The sequence below is a fragment of the Blautia sp. 2227st1_G12_2227SCRN_220401 genome, from assembly GCF_039062885.1.
Lineage (GTDB): Bacteria > Bacillota > Clostridia > Lachnospirales > Lachnospiraceae > Blautia_A > Blautia_A fusiformis.
Genome location: NZ_JBCLNI010000020.1, coordinates 18,203 through 35,508, shown reverse-complemented (window position 1 = coordinate 35,508; position 17,306 = coordinate 18,203). Strand labels below are relative to the sequence as shown.

The window sequence follows — 17,306 nt, the reverse complement described above, 5'->3', positions numbered from 1 at the left end:
AAGGCGTAATCCTCACATGGAATCTATGATAAATCTTTCCGAATGATTATGCAACCTTCTTTCTCTCATACGGCTCTGAGATTTTTTCCCGGAAATCCTCTTTCCGCCTTCTGTTACTGCCAGCAAGATCACCACAAAATATAACACCATCTGAAGCCCGCTCACATGTCCGGAAAAATCCATATACGGATTATACCAGTCCAGGATTTTTGCTGTTATGGAAACCAGACTGCATACAACACAGACATGCAGGAGAATTTTTCTTATTGTACTTAATATCTTCATAAAGATCCCTCCGTAATAAAAATCCCATCTTCGATCTCGTGCTCCGGTTTATACGGATCATTGACCACTTTTCCGTTCATTTCCATAAAAGAACAATGGCCGCCGTCAAGATTATAAGCCACCTTGCAGCCAAGATCCTCAAACACCTTCGCCATCTCATCCAGGAACATTCCCCTGGAGCTCTGCTGTCTCCCGTCCACAAGAAGCAGGCAGTAATGTCCCGGTTCAAAATACCCGATGGCAGTCCGCGGATGAGACCGGCGGATGTAAGTCCAGGTCCAGAATTTATCATTCGCCTTTCCATTTGCGTCCAGCAGACTTGGCCCAAAGATCCAGCTCTGATAAGCACCTCTGCCGATGAGTTTCTGCTCATCCAGCTGCCCCGGCTGATAAATATCCATGGTTCCGTCCCAGTTGAGAACACAGGTTTCCTCCCCGGACTGCTGGCTGCGGTAGATCACACCGTTTCGTATGATCGTACCATTCTCTCTGTGACGATTGTTGCTATAGGAATCTCCGTTGACCGACAGTATGGATTTCATTCTTGCAGACATATCTGTAAGCTTTTCCGTATAGCCAATTCCATAGGTATCCTGTGCAAACGCAGTCTGGAAGCAGGTGATATCGCCAATGTAAATATCCGCCAGCACATAGGAAATTTTGCTTCCGTATTTTGCATAACTGCCACCATGTGTGTTATCCACAGTTCCGGAATCATACTGGTGATGAGAAATCTGAATGGACAGGTTGGGACTTGTGTATGATGTATCTGTAGAAACCACTGTATCGGTAAATTTGTCCGCAAATTTCTCATGCCAGTCCTGGGTACTCAGAACTTTTCGGGTTTGTTTAAGTTCTGTACCGTTCATCCCGTTTCCTGTATCTGAACTGCTTCCAGTCCCACCGGAATTCTGCAAACCGGAACTTCCGGAATCATTTCCGGCCGTGTCCTCCTCCGCCATATTCACCGCCCTGACCCCCTTCTGGGGAATCTTAAAATTAATGACCCACACCCCCAGAAGGATCAGCGCAGCCACTGCCACATCCAGCAGGATCCATAATATTCGTTTTACCATGTTCTACTCCGGCCTCCTGACATCAGACGGTTCCCGGGATCACGGGCAAAGATCAGAAAATTCTGTACCAGCCAGCTTATCAGAAACAGGGTACACTCTGTCAGGATCTTTGCCGGATACACAGGCATATGAATGATCTGCGTCAGCGCCTCCAGAATGATATTGTTCATGACCAGGATAAAAGCAGCCAGTTCAAAATACTGCATCGCCGTCTGGATCTTTTTTTCCTTATGAAAAACGAAATAACAGTTCATACAGTAGTTATAAAAAGCACTGACCAATCTTGCCAGGATATTGGCTCCCAGCACAAACATGGCTGTGTGTGGCAGACAAAACATAAAAAACGCAAACAACAGATAATCCAGAACAAAGCTGGAAAATGAAGACAGTGTAAACTTCAGCAGATCTTTGTAGATCCGTATGGAATCCCACACCGCCCGGAAATGAGAGGTAGAATTTTCTCTGTCCTGATAAATGGTGTTGATCGGAACCTCATCAATATCGATTCCTTCCTTTGCCAGAAACAGCAGCACATTCATCTCATATTCATACCTCTCGCCCTCCACAGTCAGGAGCTTTTTTACCAGATCTGAGGTAAACACCCGCATTCCTGTCTGTGTGTCCGAGATGCTGACTCCGCTTAAAAGCTTAAACACTTTTCTCGTGATGGTATTCCCAAGTCTCGATTTCAGCGGCATGTCTTTTCCCACATTCCGCACACCCAGGATCATAAGCCTCTCACTGTTTTCCCCATGGACAAATAATTTCAGCAGATCCTCCGGAAGATGCTGCCCGTCACAGTCCATCACACCGATCAGTGTGCTTCCCCAGATCTCACGGTTTACATAATCAAGCGCAGTCTTAATGGCAGCACCTTTTCCTCTGTTTTCCTCATGGCGGAGAAGAATGCAGACATCGTTGATTCTGTTAAAAATATCCAGATAATCTTCCCCGCTTCCATCATCCACAACAACAATCCGGAATCCATATGTCCACAGCTGATCTACGATCCCGACCAGCCTTTCATCCGGTTTATACGCCGGTATGATCACAACTGACATGTTTTCACCTCATCTCCTGTAAAAAATCTCTGCCTGTTTTCTCTTATCTTCTTTCTTTCATCAACTGCATTCCCAGCACAAGTGCCAGTCCCACAAGTGCTGCCAGAATCTGGAAATTACCAAATCTCATCACCGGCTGTGGAACTTTCAGTGTGGCAGGTCCCTGCATGATCGCATAAAACGATCCGATCATCATTCCAAGAATGGCATATACCGACTGGGTACGGAATTTTTCCAGACAAAACTGAATTCCTTTTACTACCGTAACCGCTCCTGTCAGAACACCAAGTCCAAAGAAGATCAGAAGTGGCAGATAGGAAAAATCCATTCCCAGAAGCCCGCGTACTGCTGTGATCACCGGAATATATGCACCAAAGATCAGAAGCAGTGTGGAACCGGAAATTCCCGGAAGAAACATGGCGGAAATGGCGATCATGCCGATAAAAAACAGCCGGATCCCGGTTCCGATGTGAAACTGTCCAAGGTCCATGGAAGCCACACCGGTTTTTCCATTAAGCCATGCAATTCCTGCTACCACCAGGATTCCCGCAATGCAGAACCCGATTCCCTTCAGGATGTTCCGGGAACCGCCAAAGCTTTCTTTTTCCTCCCGGATGATCAGCGGAATGGAACCTGCGATAAATCCCATAAACAGGGAACTGACGGTATAAATATAACTTTCAAACAGCGATGACAGAAGAAGAACTGCCAGCACCATGCCCGTCATCCAGCCAATTCCAAGCTTCACCAGATAAGAAAAAGAAGTTTTCTTTTTTTCCATATTTCCAAATACAAAATCATTGATAGAACCGATAAACCGGTCATAAAATCCAAGGATAAACGCTACCGTTCCTCCTGAAACTCCAGGCACGCTGTCCGCAAGTGCCATACAGAATCCGTTCATTCCTTCCCTTAACATATAAAAACCTCCTGTCTGTTTTCTGTGATCATCATAAACAACGATCTTAAACAGACAGAAGGTATCTTTCTAAATAATATCTAAACTCTTGTTATCCCGGACATACCGTTCCACGCCCGGAGGTCAGGCGGATAAAAGCATTCCGCATTCCTTACAGAACCGCCATCATAATGGTTCCCGCAAGAATACACAGTAATCCAAATGCCGCTTTCTTCGTAAGTTTCTCCTTAAATACCACCCAGGAAAATGCAATGGTAACCAGAATGCTCAGCTTGTCGATAGGCACCACCACACTTGCCGGGCCGTCCTGCAGGGCACGGTAATAGCACAGCCAGGATGCTCCTGTGGCAAGTCCTGACAGAGCAATAAATCTCAGTTCTTTTTTCTCAATCCTATGAAGTTCTTTCTGTTTTCCCTTGAGAAAAACCATCAGCCAGGCCATCACGATCACAACTGTAGTACGGATGGCAGTTCCCAGGTTGGAATCGATCCCTGCAATTCCGATCTTTCCAAGAATGGCAGTAAGACTGGCAAATACTGCGGAAAGCACGGCATAGATCAGCCATTCCTTACCGTTTTTTTCCTCTGCGTCTCCGGTTCCTTCTTTTCTTGTGATCATCAGCATGGTACCTGCACCGATCAGCACTACGGAAACGATCTTGACCGGCGTCAGACCTTCATGCAGAAAGATCAGCGCAAGAAGGATCGTCAGGATCGTACTGGACTTGTCAATGGGAACAACCTTGTTGACATCCCCTTTCTGCAAGGCATGAAAATAACATAGCCAGGATGCTCCTGTGGCAAGTCCTGACAGAACCAGGAACAACAATGTTTTTCCATCCACATTTCTGATCCCGGACCAGGTTCCTGTGACCAGAACCATCAGCCAGGAAAACAGAAGCACCACCACCGTACGGATAGCTGTCGCCACATCTGAATCCGTCTTTCTGATCCCGCATTTTGCAAGGATCGCCGTGATTCCCGCAAAAAACGAAGAACCAACTGCAAAAAGTACCCACATTTTCCCCCATCTCCCTCGTATGTTTTATTTATTGAGGCGGTACCCCGCCCCCCATACCGTTTCCAGGATCTTGGGATTTTTGGGATCATCCTCGATTTTTTCCCGGATACGGTTGATGTGCACCATAACCGTGGCGCTGTCGCCCACGTAATCATATCCCCATATTTTTTCGAACAGTTTTTCCCTGGAAAAAACAATGTTGGGATTCATTGCCAGAAATTTCAGAAGCTCAAATTCTCGGTTTGGAAAACGTATCTCAGTATCTCCCTTAAAAACTTTCCAGCTGTTGACCAGGATCCGAAGATCCTGCACCTGGATCTCCTCGGAAGCATCCGGCCCTTTGTCGGAAAATTTCTCCACCATCCGCTGATACTGGCGCAGGTTTGCGTTCACTCTCGCCACCAGTTCCGCCGGATCAAAAGGCTTGGAAATATAATCATCCGCTCCCAGTCCAAGGCCACGCACCTTATCCACGGATTCTGTACGGGCAGTTACCATAAGAATGGGAATATCCACTTTATCACGGATCTCCCGGCAGACCTGGTAGCCACTTTTTCCGGGAAGCATCAGATCCAGAAGCACAAGGTCAAACTGCTCCTCCTCTGCGATCTGCGCCGCGTCCATTCCATCTGAGAGTATCTTCGTCTCAAAACCGGAAGCCTGAAGATAGGCTTCTTCGATCATACTGATATCCGGATCATCTTCTATGATAAGGATTTTTTTATTGTCCGCCATTTTTTTCTCCCTTCTGCACATCCACCAGAGTTTCTGCTGCCGGAAGCTCCATGCGTACCACGAAACCGTCCGCATTTTCACCGCGGACATTTCCTCCCATTGCTTCCACGAGATATTTCACAATATACAGTCCAAGACCATTTCCTTCTTTTTTGTTTCTGGACTCATCGCCTCTGTAAAACTCATCAAATACATAGGGCAGTTTTTCCTCCGGAACACCAACACCATTGTCACGGAAAGAAATCTCCACGCCGCCTCCCGTTCTTTTCAGGGAAAGTTCTGTTTTCAGCACATCACGTTCTGCATACTTACGGCTGTTTTCCAGAAGATTATCAAAAATACGCTGCAGCTGTTCCGGATCTGCATTAATATCCAGATGAATATTTCCCGTTTCTGCCTGCATCTGCTCTTTTTCCTTATCCAGAAGTTCCTGCTTTCCTTTTACATAATTCCGGATAAAATCCCCAATCTCTATTTTCTGAACAGAAAGAGGCATATTTCCGGTTTCAATCTTGGAAACATAGAACAGCTGGTTCAGAAGGCCGTCCATATCTCCGGTCCGGCGGTAAGCAGCCTGCAAAAATTTCTCCTGCATTTCCGGAGTTGCCGCAATGCCGTCCATAAGTCCTTTGATCGTTCCCCGGATGGCAGTCAGCGGCGTACGCAGGTCATGGGAGATTCCGGCGATCATATCCGTTCTGGCTTTCTCATATTTCCGGTTCTTCTCCTGCTCGCGCAAAATGTGCTCCTGCATATGGTTAAATGTGATACACACATCCTCAAATTCCGCATCTCCCACATACCGGATCTCTGTAGTCAGATCGTTGTGCCGGATGCGGTCTGCCCCCTGTGCCAGAAGATCCAGAGGCTCCATGATATGTTTCTCCAGATTCCTTGTAAAAATCTGACTCATCAGCAAAAGTACAAGGATACAGATAATTCCATCTGCCCCAAATAAAAGAATAAACTCATTTCTGTGGATTGTCCAGCTTTCCAGAAAATCATCCAGATCTCCGAGAAGTTCCTGGCCATCCTCATGTTGATATTTTACATTATCAGAATCCGAAAAATTCGATGTGCCGCTTCCCCCAATAAGGTCTTCTATAGATGTCTTCAGTTCTTTTTCCACGGATTCCGCGTAAATTTTCACAACCACCAGATTAATGGCCAGAAAGATCAGAAGTGTCACCAGCACCATCAGTGCATTTGAAAGAAAAATCCTTCTTTTTACTGTTCCCTTTTCCATGTTTTCACCCTCCTGCAGATATATTTAAGCAAAGCGCTTTTGTTCATCTTTCTTATACAGCGTTTTTCTAAACAACAACAGCGGAAAAAACTAAACAGTTTCTAAACTTATTTTTTATCTGCACTCGACGTTCTTTATGCTTTTTTCCATCATAACACAAACTCTTTTTTCTGTCGTCCTGTGGAGCAAAATGTTTTTGATTTTAAAACTCTGCTCATTACATAACAAAAAACTCCCGACGTAGTCAATAACTGACAACATCCGGGAGTTCTTATTATTTTTGATTACAAACCGTTATTTCTCCTGCACATTGATGATAACCTTCATGGTTGTCTCACGGTTCTCATCAATATACTGATAAGCCTTCAGATAATCTGCGAACTTAAATGTCTTTGAGATCAGCGGCTTTAAATGAACCTTTCCCGCATTTACAAGATCAATGGCATCTACATAATCATCATGACGGTACATCATAGTACTCTTGATATCCAGCTCGTGGTCATTGGCAACAGCAAGGTCAACGGTTGCCATATCCGCAAATACCGCTACCAGTACGATCACGCTACCTTTTCTCGCATACTGGATGGCCTGTCCCATGGTGATGTTATTTCCGGCACAGTCATAGATCACATCTGCCTTATCCGGACCAAACGCCTCTACCAGTGCCTCTCCGAAATTTTTCTCCTTTGTGTTTACACAGATATCAATGCCGCACTCTTTTGCTTTTGCAAGACGAAGGTCACTGACATCCGTGATCATAACCCTGGCTGCCCCCATTCCTTTGGCTGTCTGCGCGACAAGGTTTCCGATGGGACCTGCACCGATCACTGTGATGTTCATCCCTTTTACATCGCCCATCTGCTTCACGGCATGGACTGCAACTGCCAGCGGCTCGATCATTGCACCTTCCTCGTAAGACATCTCCTCCGGGATCGGTGTTACCTTAGATGCATCTACTGCAAAGAATTCAGAAGCTGTTCCTGTTGTCTGGAAGCCCATAACCTTCAGTTCCTCGCAGAGATTATATTTTCCATGGCGGCATGGATAACAGTGTCCGCAGTATACCTGAGGCTCGATGGTTACTTTCTGGCCAACCTTAAAGCCTGTCACATTCTTTCCAAGTCCCGTGATCTCACCGGATACTTCGTGTCCCTGCGTTACCGGATATTTTGTAAAAGGATGCTTGCCGTGATATACGTGGATATCTGATCCGCAGATACCAATGTTCATGATCTTAACCAGAACCTGGTCATCTCCCACTTCCGGAACTGGAACCTCTCTGAAAATAATCTCTCCTGGATTTGTCATTACCTGCTGAAGCATCTTATTCTCCTCCTTTAATTTCTTTCTATTGCATATCATCTTTTATTAATTATTTTATTAAAGTAATTACATTATTATTCTTTTCTCCTGATCTGTCAAGATAGTTTTCTATGATTCTGCTTATTGAACAAGTTTGCAGCTTTGTTTTTATGCACATTCCATAATTATCGGTAAACGGAATAGTCAAGCGAATATTCGCAATACGCTTCGCTACTTGCTCATGACCGAATAACTCCTTCGCGGTTTATCGGTTAAAAAACAAAGCCTGCGGATTCAGCATTTCTGTAATCATATGCTGAATCCACAGGCTCCTTATACGCTTTAATAAATAATTTTATAGAAGTATGATATTCCTTTCCGGCAGGTTTGTAAAGGCTTTTATCAATACCAGCGTGTCATCGGCAGATCATTATTCACACCCTTGGTCATAAGAATCTGGTGAAGATCGATAATTCCGTTGTGGAAGGTTGCCGCACATGCTGACAGGTACAGATCCCACATACGCAGGAACTCTTCGTCAAACATAGTCTTTTCTTTTTCAATATTGTCCCGGAAATTCTTTTCCCAGTGAAGCAATGTCTTATTGTAATGCAGACGGAGATTTTCGATATCCAGGGTATGGAAATTGTCCTCTGCCATATGGTTCAGGATCTCACGTAAGCTCGGAACAGTTCCGCCCGGGAAAATATATTTCTTGACCCACGGATCACCCGGATGCTCCTTCAGAGCACTGATAAAGTGAAGCAGGAACAGTCCGCCCGGCTTCAGAACCTTTTCCACACAATCAAGAAACAGCTGATAATTATCACGTCCAACATGCTCCAGCATACCGACACTGACAACACGATCAAACTGATACTCCTTCTTCGGCAGATCACGGTAATCCATCAGCTCTACCGTAAGATAATCTTCCAGACCCTGATCCTTGATCCGTCTCTGAAATTCTGCATACTGTTCATGACTTAAGGTGATACCGGTACCATGAACCTTATATTTCTTAGCTGCCTCGATCAGCAGAAAGCCCCAGCCACAGCCGATATCCAGAAGACTCATACCCTCTTCCAGATGTAATTTCTTAAGGATATAATCAACTTTATTTACCTGTGCCTGATACAACGTATCATCCTCATGGATAAAATACCCACAGGAATAACTCATAGTCTCATCCAGCCAAAGTTTATAAAAATCATTTCCAATATCATAATGGCTGGTTACTTCCTTTTCCTGATTCTTCTTTGATGTTGAACTGAACATGATCTTTTTCAGAGCAGATTCATTGGTAGAAAATTTCCCCATCTGTCCCAGAAAATGGTCCAGCGCTTCATAAAGATTTCCCTCGATATCCAGATCCCCACGCATATACGCCTCACCCAGTGCAAGGGATGTGCTCTTCATCAGATCCGCCAGAGGAATCGCTTTCTTAAAATTCACCGTAAATGTAGGTTCACCCTCTCCGATGTGATACTCGGAATTCTTGAACTTTACCAGAAATGGATAATCTGTAAAGCGTTCAAGGAACTGTACCATTGCTTTCTCTTCCGTCTTCTCCTGTAATGTCTCAAACATAATAGTCTACCTCCTTTAACACAGCACTATGATACACCCGGAGGAAGGCTTTATGTCAAGGGAGATATACAACAAAATTTTATCAATAAAATGGCGATATTTGGTAAAACTCTTACTTATACTTATTCAAATTAACTAGATGTTTACAATCCATTTTTAAACAAGCTGCCGAAAACACTGATATTATCAAAACGCACTCGTTAATTATATATCATTTTTCAATAATTATCTTTGTATTTTACGCATTTTTTATTGCTTTATATACAATTCAGACTTATAATAAAAGATACAAAAAAAGAGCGAAAACCATATAAAAATCCAACACTGGAGGGAACCTTATGAACGAAGAACTTTTTAATGAAGCATCAAAATCCAACATCCTGTCAAAACAGCTGGTCGATCAACTTCAGGAAAGCATGACCTACAGCAGCATCTCCTTCATCAATTGGACCATCGAAGTCCTCAAGCTCCTGAAAGCCCGCATCGAACGCGGCGACAAGATCAAAGATGAGACCACCGGCGTGATCTACGATCTCTACACCTTCCGCCAATTTGTAGAAACCAACTTCTCCACCTACATCACCGGCCAGGTCTTCAACACCTCCATCCGGTCCCAGAAAATCTACTTCACCCTGGAAGCCTGCCCAGGCGGCTACAACCTCCTCATGGCAGACTCCGGCAACGAAAAAACCTACCGCTGGATCTCCAGCTTAAGCAAACGCTTCTCCCTGGTAGAAATGATCGCCACCGGAATCGTCTACGTCAAAGACAACCGTACCGACACCTACCAGCCATTTATCTCCGAAAACGGCAAATACTGCAAATACAACAAAGACCTAGGAAAACTCACAGAGCTCTGACCAAAACGGGGAATCCACAACCGCAGATTCCCCGTTTTTCTCATCCATCCAGCGCAGCGCCAATGACCCATTCCCCTCTTCAAGCCACAGGGAATCTCAGCCTTTCCTCCCAGCCATCCAGCGCAGCGCCGATGGCTCATCCAACTCCCGTCATACCACCCCACTAGCAACACTCCCCACGAGATTTAACACGTCTCACGGCCAACGCACAGCCAGTGAGGGGCTTCTTTCCAGACTGACTCTGCAGGAGGGGAGCTGCTTCTTAGGTGGCGGAAATCTGCGTTGCTTCAAAAAATCTCGCTGTTTGAGCGGCTTCAGACGCGAGTTCGAGATTTTTTGAAGCGCTTTTAGCAGAATTCCGGCACCTTAGAAGCCAGCCCCCGACGAAGCCCCAGCCTGGAAAGAAGCCCCTCACTGGCGTCCCCTTCCGCCATATAACTACCTCCGTTTAAATCTCCCCAAGAAATCCAAACACCTCCTCATCCTCAAGAAAATGCATCAGCATATAAGCACACATGATCGCAACCCTCTCCTCCTTCAGGATCCTCCTGACCTCATCCCGGTCCGCGATCACAACCTCGATCTCCTCACTATCCTCCTGCGCAGCCTTACTAACCTCACCACTGGCATACCCATAAACCGTAGCACAGGATTCATCCGTCATCCCGATCGTCGTAAAATAAGGCTTCTCAAAAGCCTCCGCAACCTTGATCGGCTCCAGCTTCAACCCGGTCTCCTCAAACATCTCCCGCACAGCACCCTCATGGAAATCCTCCCCAGGCTCCACAAGCCCCGCCGGAAACTCATAAATATACCCGCCGATCGTATACCGATACTGACGGATCAGCACAACCTTATCCCGCTTCTCTCCATAAACACTGTAAATGATCACCCCATCCGGATGATTCTCCCCTGTAGAAAGCTTCATATCCTCCACACTCTTCGCCCTGGAGGCCACAAAATAAGAAACCGGCGTATCATGTACACTGGTCGCATCCACTCCATAAAGATTCACGAACTTATTATCTGTAAGTTTTTTCACACTATTGATCTTACCCATCTGAAAAACTCCTTCCCGAAAATTTTTTCTAAAAACATTTTATCCCATCCAAAACCAAAGGTCAATTTTTTATACTTGCACTCCCTTCACAATAGTGCTATAATAAATACCCTGCTATAAAATTTAAATTTACTTATTACATTACCAAACAGCTACTGTAGACAAGAAAGAAGGAAAAAACATTGAAAAACCAGACCAATGCTGCCCAGGCCGAAAACCCTCTGGGAACCGCCCCTGTAGGCAGCCTGATCGCCAAATTCGCCATTCCCGCCATCATCAGCATGCTGGTCAGCGCTCTGTACAATATCGTTGACCAGATCTTTATCGGCCAGGGCGTAGGAATGCTTGGAAACGCCGCCACAAACATCGCATTTCCCGTAACCATTATCTCTACTGCTGCTGCATTGCTCCTGGGAATCGGCAGCGCCTCCAATTACAACCTGGAAATGGGCGCAGGAAACGAAAAAAAAGCCAGCTCCATTGCAGGAACCGGACTCTCCGCGCTGATAATCTCCGGTACGATACTCTCTGTCATCGTCCTTCTGTTCCTGAAGCCACTGCTTCATTTTTTCGGCGGAACACCGGACGTCATGCCCTATGCCATTGATTACATGGGGATCACCGCCATTGGACTTCCCTTTTATGTTTTAAGCACAGGCGGCAACCACCTGATCCGAGCAGACAGGAGTCCTACCTATTCCATGACCTGCATCCTGGCCGGTGCCGCCATCAACACCATCCTGGACCCGCTTTTCATCTTTGGATTCGGCTGGGGCATCAAAGGTGCAGCCTGGGCAACCGTGATCGGCCAGATCGTATCCGGACTTCTGATCATCTTTTATTTTTCCAGACTCCGAAAAATGTACCTGGACCACTCCATGCTGATTCCTAAGGCACGCAATCTGTCTGCCATTTTTTCTCTGGGAATGGCATCCTGTATCAATCAGGTTGCCATTGCTGCAGTGCAGATCGTCATGAACAATACACTTCGCCATTACGGAGCACTCTCCGCTTACGGAAGTGATATTCCAATCGCCTGTGCAGGGATCATTTCCAAAGTCAATCAGGTATTTATGGCCATCTGCATCGGAATCTCCCAGGGCTCCCAGCCCATCTGGGGATTTAACTACGGCGCCAAAAAATACAGCCGTGTACGCCAGACATACCGCTATTCCGTAACCTTATGTACTGTGATCGCAACCATATTTTTTATCTGCTTCCAGTTCTTCCCGCATCAGATCGTAGGCATCTTCGGAAACGGCAGCGACCTGTACTTTCATTTTGCAGAAAAATATCTCCGCATCTTCATGCTGATGACCTTTGCCAACGGGATCCAGCCTATGTCCGCCGGCTTTTTTACCTCCATTGGAAAAGCCAGGCTTGGTGTGATCATGTCCCTCACAAGGCAGGTGCTCTTCCTGCTGCCGCTGATCGTCATCTTCCCGGTCTTCTTCGGAATCGATGGCGTCATGTACGCAGGACCAATTGCAGATACCTCTGCATTTGTGCTGGCCGTTGTTTTTGCCAGACGTGAGCTTGGAGTCATGAAAGCTGCAGAACAAAACGCCTGACATAAAAAATGCCATGTAATTTACTGCCCATCGGCAATATATTACATGGCATTTCTCACATTCTCAGATATTTATCTGAAACCACCAATTTCTGATCTTTTCTTCATCCTCCGGCAGCTGCTTATGATCAGTCACCCTTCAGTACAACACGGATCTTCTTATAAATTACAAATACGATCAGAGATGTCAGTGCATATTTAAAGATATTAAACGGAGCAATGATCAGCAGTGCAAAGGTAAGCAGTCCGTTTACGGAGCCGTGTACTGCGCTTCCCATCTGGATAAAGGTCTCGATTGGCATTCCAAACGCCTTACCGTAAGCTGGAAGCAGCACAAAGGCATTGACAAAGCATGCAAGGATCGCTGTCAGAACTGTTCCCACTGCCATACCTGCAACTGCATGTACTCTGCTCTTTTTGTGACGGAAACGATAGATCAGACCGGCCGGTACCACATAGGCACATCCAAACAGGAAGTTGGCAACATCACCAACACCGGCAGTCATGGTTCCCTTCGTCACAAGATGTACGAGAATCTTCACAAGTTCGATCAGGATACCTGCCACAGGTCCCATAGCGAAGGTTCCTACCATAACCGGTACCTCGGAAAAATCAAGCTGATAAAAAGACGGTGCAAGAAACGGGATCGGAAACTCAAGATTCATTAATACTCCTGCCACAGCACCAAGCATGGCTACCTGCGCGATGGTCCTTGTTCTGCTTCTTTCCACGGCATTTCCTCTCTGTAATATCTGTTCACTCATAACTCTCTCTCCTTCTTCAGAAATATTCAAAGAAAATTTCCACAAGAAATCTTTATGCGTAAAAAAATTCTTCACATAAAAAGCCCCGGGAGCTTCTTCCCGGGGCACTGAGCACGTTCTTTAAATACTGCGCGTTCTTCTCTCATCCAGACTTTACTGTCGGTTCCGGAATTTCACCAGATCAGCCGCCAAAGCGGGTCGCGGACTATACCGCCGGTAGGGAATCACACCCTGCCCCGAAGAAATTTTCTTTTTTATGAGTTCATTATAACGCGCTCTTTTTATAATTACAAGGCTTAATTCTGTCACAGAAGCATTCTGCTCCATTTATATAAATCTAAGATCCACTCCTTTATGATCAAACCCAGATTTTCTTTACCGTACTCCAGCTACTGTAAAGAACCTTTTTTCCGACTCTTTTATATGACCGGATGCGGACATAATAGGTCTTTTTGTTTTTCAGTCCTGATATCTTATATCTGGTCGCAGACTGTTTTCCAACTGTGACCGTTTTTCTTTCTTTTGTAAATCTGCTGTCTGCTGCAAACTGGATCTGATAGCCGATTGCCTGTATATTTTTTTTCCAGCTTGCGGTAAAGGATCTGTTTGCTTTTTTCAGTCCTGTCAGCAGAGTTTTTGGAGGCAGGATCTTAAAGGTAAGCGTTTTGTTGATACGACTGTATTTTCCGATTCCTCTGACCTGCACAGTTCCAATTCCGGAATTTTTATTATTTTTGTAATACAGCTTATAAGCATTCGCACCGATCTTCTTTCCATTTACAGTTACGGTTACTGATGGCCGGATGGATTTTCCCGTATAAGTGTAAGAGGTTCTGTTTAGCTTAACATTGCTGACAAACTTTTCTGTCTTTTTTATGATCTTGAAATGAATGGTTGCGGTACCTTTATAATAACCGGTACCATAAATGGTTACCGTTGCAACACCCGGATACTGATTATCCTCGTAGTACATATAATAATCTTCGCCGGCTTTCAATCCCGGAATCACGATGGCAGGTGTGAGTTCTTTTCCTGTATATGTCTGATCAGCTATTGGATCCACAGCCGGTAGTTTTCCGTAAATAGTAAAATATAATGTTTCCGATCCTTTATAATTGCCGATTCCCGTGAGCTCTGCACGAGCTTCACCAGGCTTTTCATTATTAACATAGGTTACCGTATAATCTTTTCCCTGTACCAGTCCGTCAATTACCACTTCCGGTTCCACTTTTTTTCCTTTAAAGGTGGTTTCCAGGTATGTTTCATTATTTTCCGCAAAATAGCACACATACATTCCATTTTCATCTGGCGTAATCTTGAAACTCCGCTCTACTGTACCGCAGAAAATATCTTTTCCCGTGATCTTTACAGTCGCAGTTCCTGCATTGATGTTATTTTCATAAGTTACTTCATAATCGGAGCCCTGCTCAAGTTCCGGTGCGGATTCACTGGATTCTATTTCGGGTTCATGGATTTTTCCATTATATTCATAGTCTGAAGTGATCTGTTCAAACCATTCATTCTGAAGCGGTATCCGGTTGTCTGCTGACAGCTCCACAAACGTGTAGCCACGGTCCTCTGCGTATTTCTGAAGTGTGGAATCCTTTTTTCCCGCGATCAGTGCTGAATCCCTGAACGCATCATCCGCCCAGACAGTATCTGTGCTCAGTACTCTTATCCTGCACCCGGAAGACAGACGAAGTCCATTTTTCCCAACTGATTTTACAGATGCGGGAATTATAATATCACAGATCCCTGAACTGCTCTGGAATGCATATTCACCGATTTCTTCCAAGCCTTCGTTTAGGACAGCTTTCGTAAGCGACGAACAGTTTCCGAATGCACCTTCTCCAAGGCTTCTGACACTTCCCGGGACTGTTATGGAAGAAACATTTACACAGTAATAAAAAGCATAGTCTCCCACGCTTACAGTTCCATCCGGAATCTGGTAATCTCCGGAACGTCCGGACGGAAACACGATCAGTTTTGTGCCATCCTTGCTGAATACCACTCCGTCTTTTTCAGAAAAATACGGATTTTCCGGATCTACTTTAATTTCTGTCAGACTGGACTCAGACAAGCCCTCCACAAAAGCAGCCAGCCCTATAGATGACACGTTTTGGGGAATCGTAACAGATTTCAATTTCTCACAGTTGTAAAAAGCATTCTTTTCGATGGTTGTAAGCGAATCCGGCAAAGTAACAGACTCTATATCAGAAGCCTGGGTGCAATACTGGAAGGTACTGTTTCCAAGAACCGTTACTTTTCTTCCGTCAATGGTATCCGGAACTACGATATTTGTATCCGTTCCTTCATACTGATACAGCCTGAGTGTTCCATCATTCAGAATCTTATAAGAATAGTCATAGTCCATTTTGGACAATTCATAATGTCTGGGGGCATTTCCCGTATATCCGCAGTCAACCAGATATCTTTCTCCGTCAATGATGACTACGGAGTTCCTGTGACCGCTTCCCGCCCCCGGATCATTTGCCGCATACCTTGCATACACGGTCAGTCCCAGTTTTTCGCACATATAGTTCACTGCGCTGGTATTGGCCCAGCAGTCTCCGCCGCCATCCAGCATCAGGCCTGTATAGCCGGAATGATACTGACTGTAATTGAAGTTGTTGGCAAGCCATCTGGCGATCGTCTCAACCTTTTTATAATCGGACATTTCCGCAGTAATATTTTCTTTGAGGAATGTATCCATTTTTTGTTCTGCGTAATACTCCGCATAATCTTTAAGTATGAATTTATAATAAACGGTACTGTTTCCATCCTGTACAGAGATCAGGGTCTCTCCAAACATGTATTCCCACTGGCTCTTTACGTCATTTCCGTTTTTGTCTACATAGGTTACATACTGCATTTTAGGAGTAACAAGACCAGTTTTGCTGACTTTCGCAGTATAACCAGAAACAACCGTATATACCGGATTTTTGCCGGATGTCTGGATCTGATAAGATGTCTGCATGGTATCCGGCATGGAGATCACACTGCTGTAAGTATCATTCATCGCATACAGATATATTTCTGTGCTCTCCACATCTGTTTCTTTTTCGGAAGTGCCTGCTGCCGGAATATCATCTGTGAATATATCTTCCTGCTGCTCCTGGTTTTCTCCGTCACCAAAAATTTCTTCCGGTGCCGCAGCCTCCTCTGTTCCTTCTGCTTTTCTGATGACCGCCGAAGGTTCTTCCAGAGTTGATTCTCCTTCAGAATCCTGTTGTATTTCCTCACTCTCTGAGCTTTCAGCTTCATCCGTTTCCGTTCCGATATCTGATCCCGGAAACTCTTCTTCTGTAATCTGATCTGTGCTCACGGCAGTATCTTCTTCCGTGATCTGATCTGTGTTTACGGTATTTTCTGATTCCTCAGAATTCCCGTCATCTGTAAAAGTATCAATGGTGTCTGTCATATCCGTCTGTGCATCTGTAAAATCTTCGGCCGCCACCGGTCCACATGGAACAATAGACAGACATAATGACAGACCAAATGCTATCAATTTTTTCGGAAATTTCATTTCGTACCTTCCCTTCCGTTTTTATGTAAACCGTTTATATGTAAGTTCTGTTTTTATTATAACGCAGCCCCGTTTTTTCGCAAACTGCAATAATGTCCCCAACTCTGCAAAAAACCGCTGTGATCTTCATTTTAGATCACAGCGGTTTATGTTTGATTATCGGAACATCAGACTTTCCACAATTTCAGCATTACTGTTCTTTCCATATCCGCATTCGATCAACCAGTTTTCTGGCTGGATACTGCCAACACCACGTTCTACTGTGATGCTGCATGCTCATATGCATTCTGTATT

Annotated in this window: 14 protein-coding genes and 1 riboswitch; of the genes, 2 read left to right on the top strand and 12 right to left on the bottom strand. The window is 45.0% G+C overall.

Translation table 11 applies throughout. From position 1 onward, the window contains the following. Positions 1 to 12: 12 nt before the first annotated feature. The 9 genes from ABCM67_RS11045 to ABCM67_RS11005 all read right to left on the bottom strand — a co-directional run bounded on the left by ABCM67_RS11045 (position 13) and on the right by ABCM67_RS11005 (position 9,232). The gene (locus ABCM67_RS11045; protein WP_092069831.1) at positions 13 to 285 is read right to left on the bottom strand and encodes a hypothetical protein; all 273 of its coding nucleotides are present in this window, start codon (positions 283 to 285) and stop codon (positions 13 to 15) included. Next, the gene (locus ABCM67_RS11040) at positions 282 to 1,361 is read right to left on the bottom strand and encodes a phosphodiester glycosidase family protein (RefSeq protein ID WP_092069828.1); all 1,080 of its coding nucleotides are present in this window, start codon (positions 1,359 to 1,361) and stop codon (positions 282 to 284) included. Before ABCM67_RS11040 ends, ABCM67_RS11045 begins: the two co-directional genes overlap by 4 nt. After that, complete coding sequence (locus ABCM67_RS11035) at positions 1,355 to 2,422, bottom strand: bifunctional glycosyltransferase family 2/GtrA family protein (protein WP_092069825.1); 1,068 nt, start codon at positions 2,420 to 2,422, stop codon at positions 1,355 to 1,357. Before ABCM67_RS11035 ends, ABCM67_RS11040 begins: the two co-directional genes overlap by 7 nt. A gap of 43 nt (positions 2,423 to 2,465) precedes the next feature. Further along, entirely contained in the window at positions 2,466 to 3,341 is an 876-nt protein-coding gene (locus tag ABCM67_RS11030) for a DUF368 domain-containing protein (RefSeq protein ID WP_147602657.1), read from the bottom strand. 151 nt (positions 3,342 to 3,492) lie between these two features. Next, positions 3,493 to 4,362: an EamA family transporter gene (locus ABCM67_RS11025; RefSeq protein WP_092069821.1), complete on the bottom strand. Its 870-nt coding sequence runs from the start codon at positions 4,360 to 4,362 to the stop codon at positions 3,493 to 3,495. Positions 4,363 to 4,386: 24 nt separating this feature from the next. After that, a complete protein-coding gene (locus tag ABCM67_RS11020) occupies positions 4,387 to 5,097 on the bottom strand; it encodes a response regulator transcription factor (RefSeq protein WP_092069818.1) in 711 nt (236 codons plus the stop codon). Further along, a complete protein-coding gene (locus ABCM67_RS11015; RefSeq protein WP_092069816.1) occupies positions 5,084 to 6,343 on the bottom strand; it encodes a HAMP domain-containing sensor histidine kinase in 1,260 nt (419 codons plus the stop codon). The genes ABCM67_RS11020 and ABCM67_RS11015 overlap by 14 nt, the downstream gene beginning before the upstream one ends. 294 nt (positions 6,344 to 6,637) lie before the next feature. Then, complete coding sequence (locus tag ABCM67_RS11010; RefSeq protein ID WP_015526214.1) at positions 6,638 to 7,666, bottom strand: alcohol dehydrogenase catalytic domain-containing protein; 1,029 nt, start codon at positions 7,664 to 7,666, stop codon at positions 6,638 to 6,640. A 381-nt stretch (positions 7,667 to 8,047) separates the two neighbouring features. Next, a complete protein-coding gene (locus tag ABCM67_RS11005; protein WP_015526215.1) occupies positions 8,048 to 9,232 on the bottom strand; it encodes a cyclopropane-fatty-acyl-phospholipid synthase family protein in 1,185 nt (394 codons plus the stop codon). A gap of 338 nt (positions 9,233 to 9,570) precedes the next feature. On the opposite strand from ABCM67_RS11005, the gene ABCM67_RS11000 reads away from it, so the two are divergent. Further along, positions 9,571 to 10,092: a hypothetical protein gene (locus tag ABCM67_RS11000; protein ID WP_021652735.1), complete on the top strand. Its 522-nt coding sequence runs from the start codon at positions 9,571 to 9,573 to the stop codon at positions 10,090 to 10,092. A gap of 448 nt (positions 10,093 to 10,540) precedes the next feature. On the opposite strand, the gene ABCM67_RS10995 is transcribed toward ABCM67_RS11000, so the two are convergent. Next, positions 10,541 to 11,152: an NUDIX hydrolase gene (locus ABCM67_RS10995; protein WP_015526218.1), complete on the bottom strand. Its 612-nt coding sequence runs from the start codon at positions 11,150 to 11,152 to the stop codon at positions 10,541 to 10,543. 182 nt (positions 11,153 to 11,334) lie between these two features. On the opposite strand from ABCM67_RS10995, the gene ABCM67_RS10990 reads away from it, so the two are divergent. After that, complete coding sequence (locus ABCM67_RS10990) at positions 11,335 to 12,723, top strand: MATE family efflux transporter (RefSeq protein ID WP_243269281.1); 1,389 nt, start codon at positions 11,335 to 11,337, stop codon at positions 12,721 to 12,723. 127 nt (positions 12,724 to 12,850) lie between these two features. Here ABCM67_RS10990 and ABCM67_RS10985 read toward each other — a convergent pair whose 3' ends face one another. Next, on the bottom strand, positions 12,851 to 13,486 hold the full coding sequence (locus ABCM67_RS10985) for an ECF transporter S component (protein ID WP_147602659.1): 636 nt from the start codon (positions 13,484 to 13,486) through the stop codon (positions 12,851 to 12,853). A 130-nt stretch (positions 13,487 to 13,616) separates the two neighbouring features. Beyond that, positions 13,617 to 13,734, bottom strand: a riboswitch (FMN riboswitch). A gap of 110 nt (positions 13,735 to 13,844) precedes the next feature. After that, positions 13,845 to 17,012 carry a fibronectin type III domain-containing protein gene (locus ABCM67_RS10980; RefSeq protein ID WP_147602660.1) on the bottom strand — a complete coding sequence of 1,056 codons (3,168 nt, stop codon included), beginning with the start codon at positions 17,010 to 17,012 and terminating at the stop codon, positions 13,845 to 13,847. Positions 17,013 to 17,306: the final 294 nt, after the last annotated feature.

What these genes read in the sequence shown, in the direction of transcription:
- ABCM67_RS11000 (WP_021652735.1), top strand. Translation starts at nt 9,571, where the DNA reads ATGAACGAAGAACTTTTTAATGAAGCATCAAAATCCAACATCCTGTCA.
- ABCM67_RS10985 (WP_147602659.1), bottom strand. Translation starts at nt 13,486, where the DNA reads ATGAGTGAACAGATATTACAGAGAGGAAATGCCGTGGAAAGAAGCAGA.
- ABCM67_RS10995 (WP_015526218.1), bottom strand. Translation starts at nt 11,152, where the DNA reads ATGGGTAAGATCAATAGTGTGAAAAAACTTACAGATAATAAGTTCGTG.
- ABCM67_RS11040 (WP_092069828.1), bottom strand. Translation starts at nt 1,361, where the DNA reads ATGGTAAAACGAATATTATGGATCCTGCTGGATGTGGCAGTGGCTGCG.
- ABCM67_RS10980 (WP_147602660.1), bottom strand. Translation starts at nt 17,012, where the DNA reads ATGAAATTTCCGAAAAAATTGATAGCATTTGGTCTGTCATTATGTCTG.
- ABCM67_RS11030 (WP_147602657.1), bottom strand. Translation starts at nt 3,341, where the DNA reads ATGTTAAGGGAAGGAATGAACGGATTCTGTATGGCACTTGCGGACAGC.
- ABCM67_RS11035 (WP_092069825.1), bottom strand. Translation starts at nt 2,422, where the DNA reads ATGTCAGTTGTGATCATACCGGCGTATAAACCGGATGAAAGGCTGGTC.
- ABCM67_RS11020 (WP_092069818.1), bottom strand. Translation starts at nt 5,097, where the DNA reads ATGGCGGACAATAAAAAAATCCTTATCATAGAAGATGATCCGGATATC.
- ABCM67_RS11005 (WP_015526215.1), bottom strand. Translation starts at nt 9,232, where the DNA reads ATGTTTGAGACATTACAGGAGAAGACGGAAGAGAAAGCAATGGTACAG.
- ABCM67_RS11025 (WP_092069821.1), bottom strand. Translation starts at nt 4,362, where the DNA reads ATGTGGGTACTTTTTGCAGTTGGTTCTTCGTTTTTTGCGGGAATCACG.
- ABCM67_RS11045 (WP_092069831.1), bottom strand. Translation starts at nt 285, where the DNA reads ATGAAGATATTAAGTACAATAAGAAAAATTCTCCTGCATGTCTGTGTT.
- ABCM67_RS11015 (WP_092069816.1), bottom strand. Translation starts at nt 6,343, where the DNA reads ATGGAAAAGGGAACAGTAAAAAGAAGGATTTTTCTTTCAAATGCACTG.
- ABCM67_RS11010 (WP_015526214.1), bottom strand. Translation starts at nt 7,666, where the DNA reads ATGCTTCAGCAGGTAATGACAAATCCAGGAGAGATTATTTTCAGAGAG.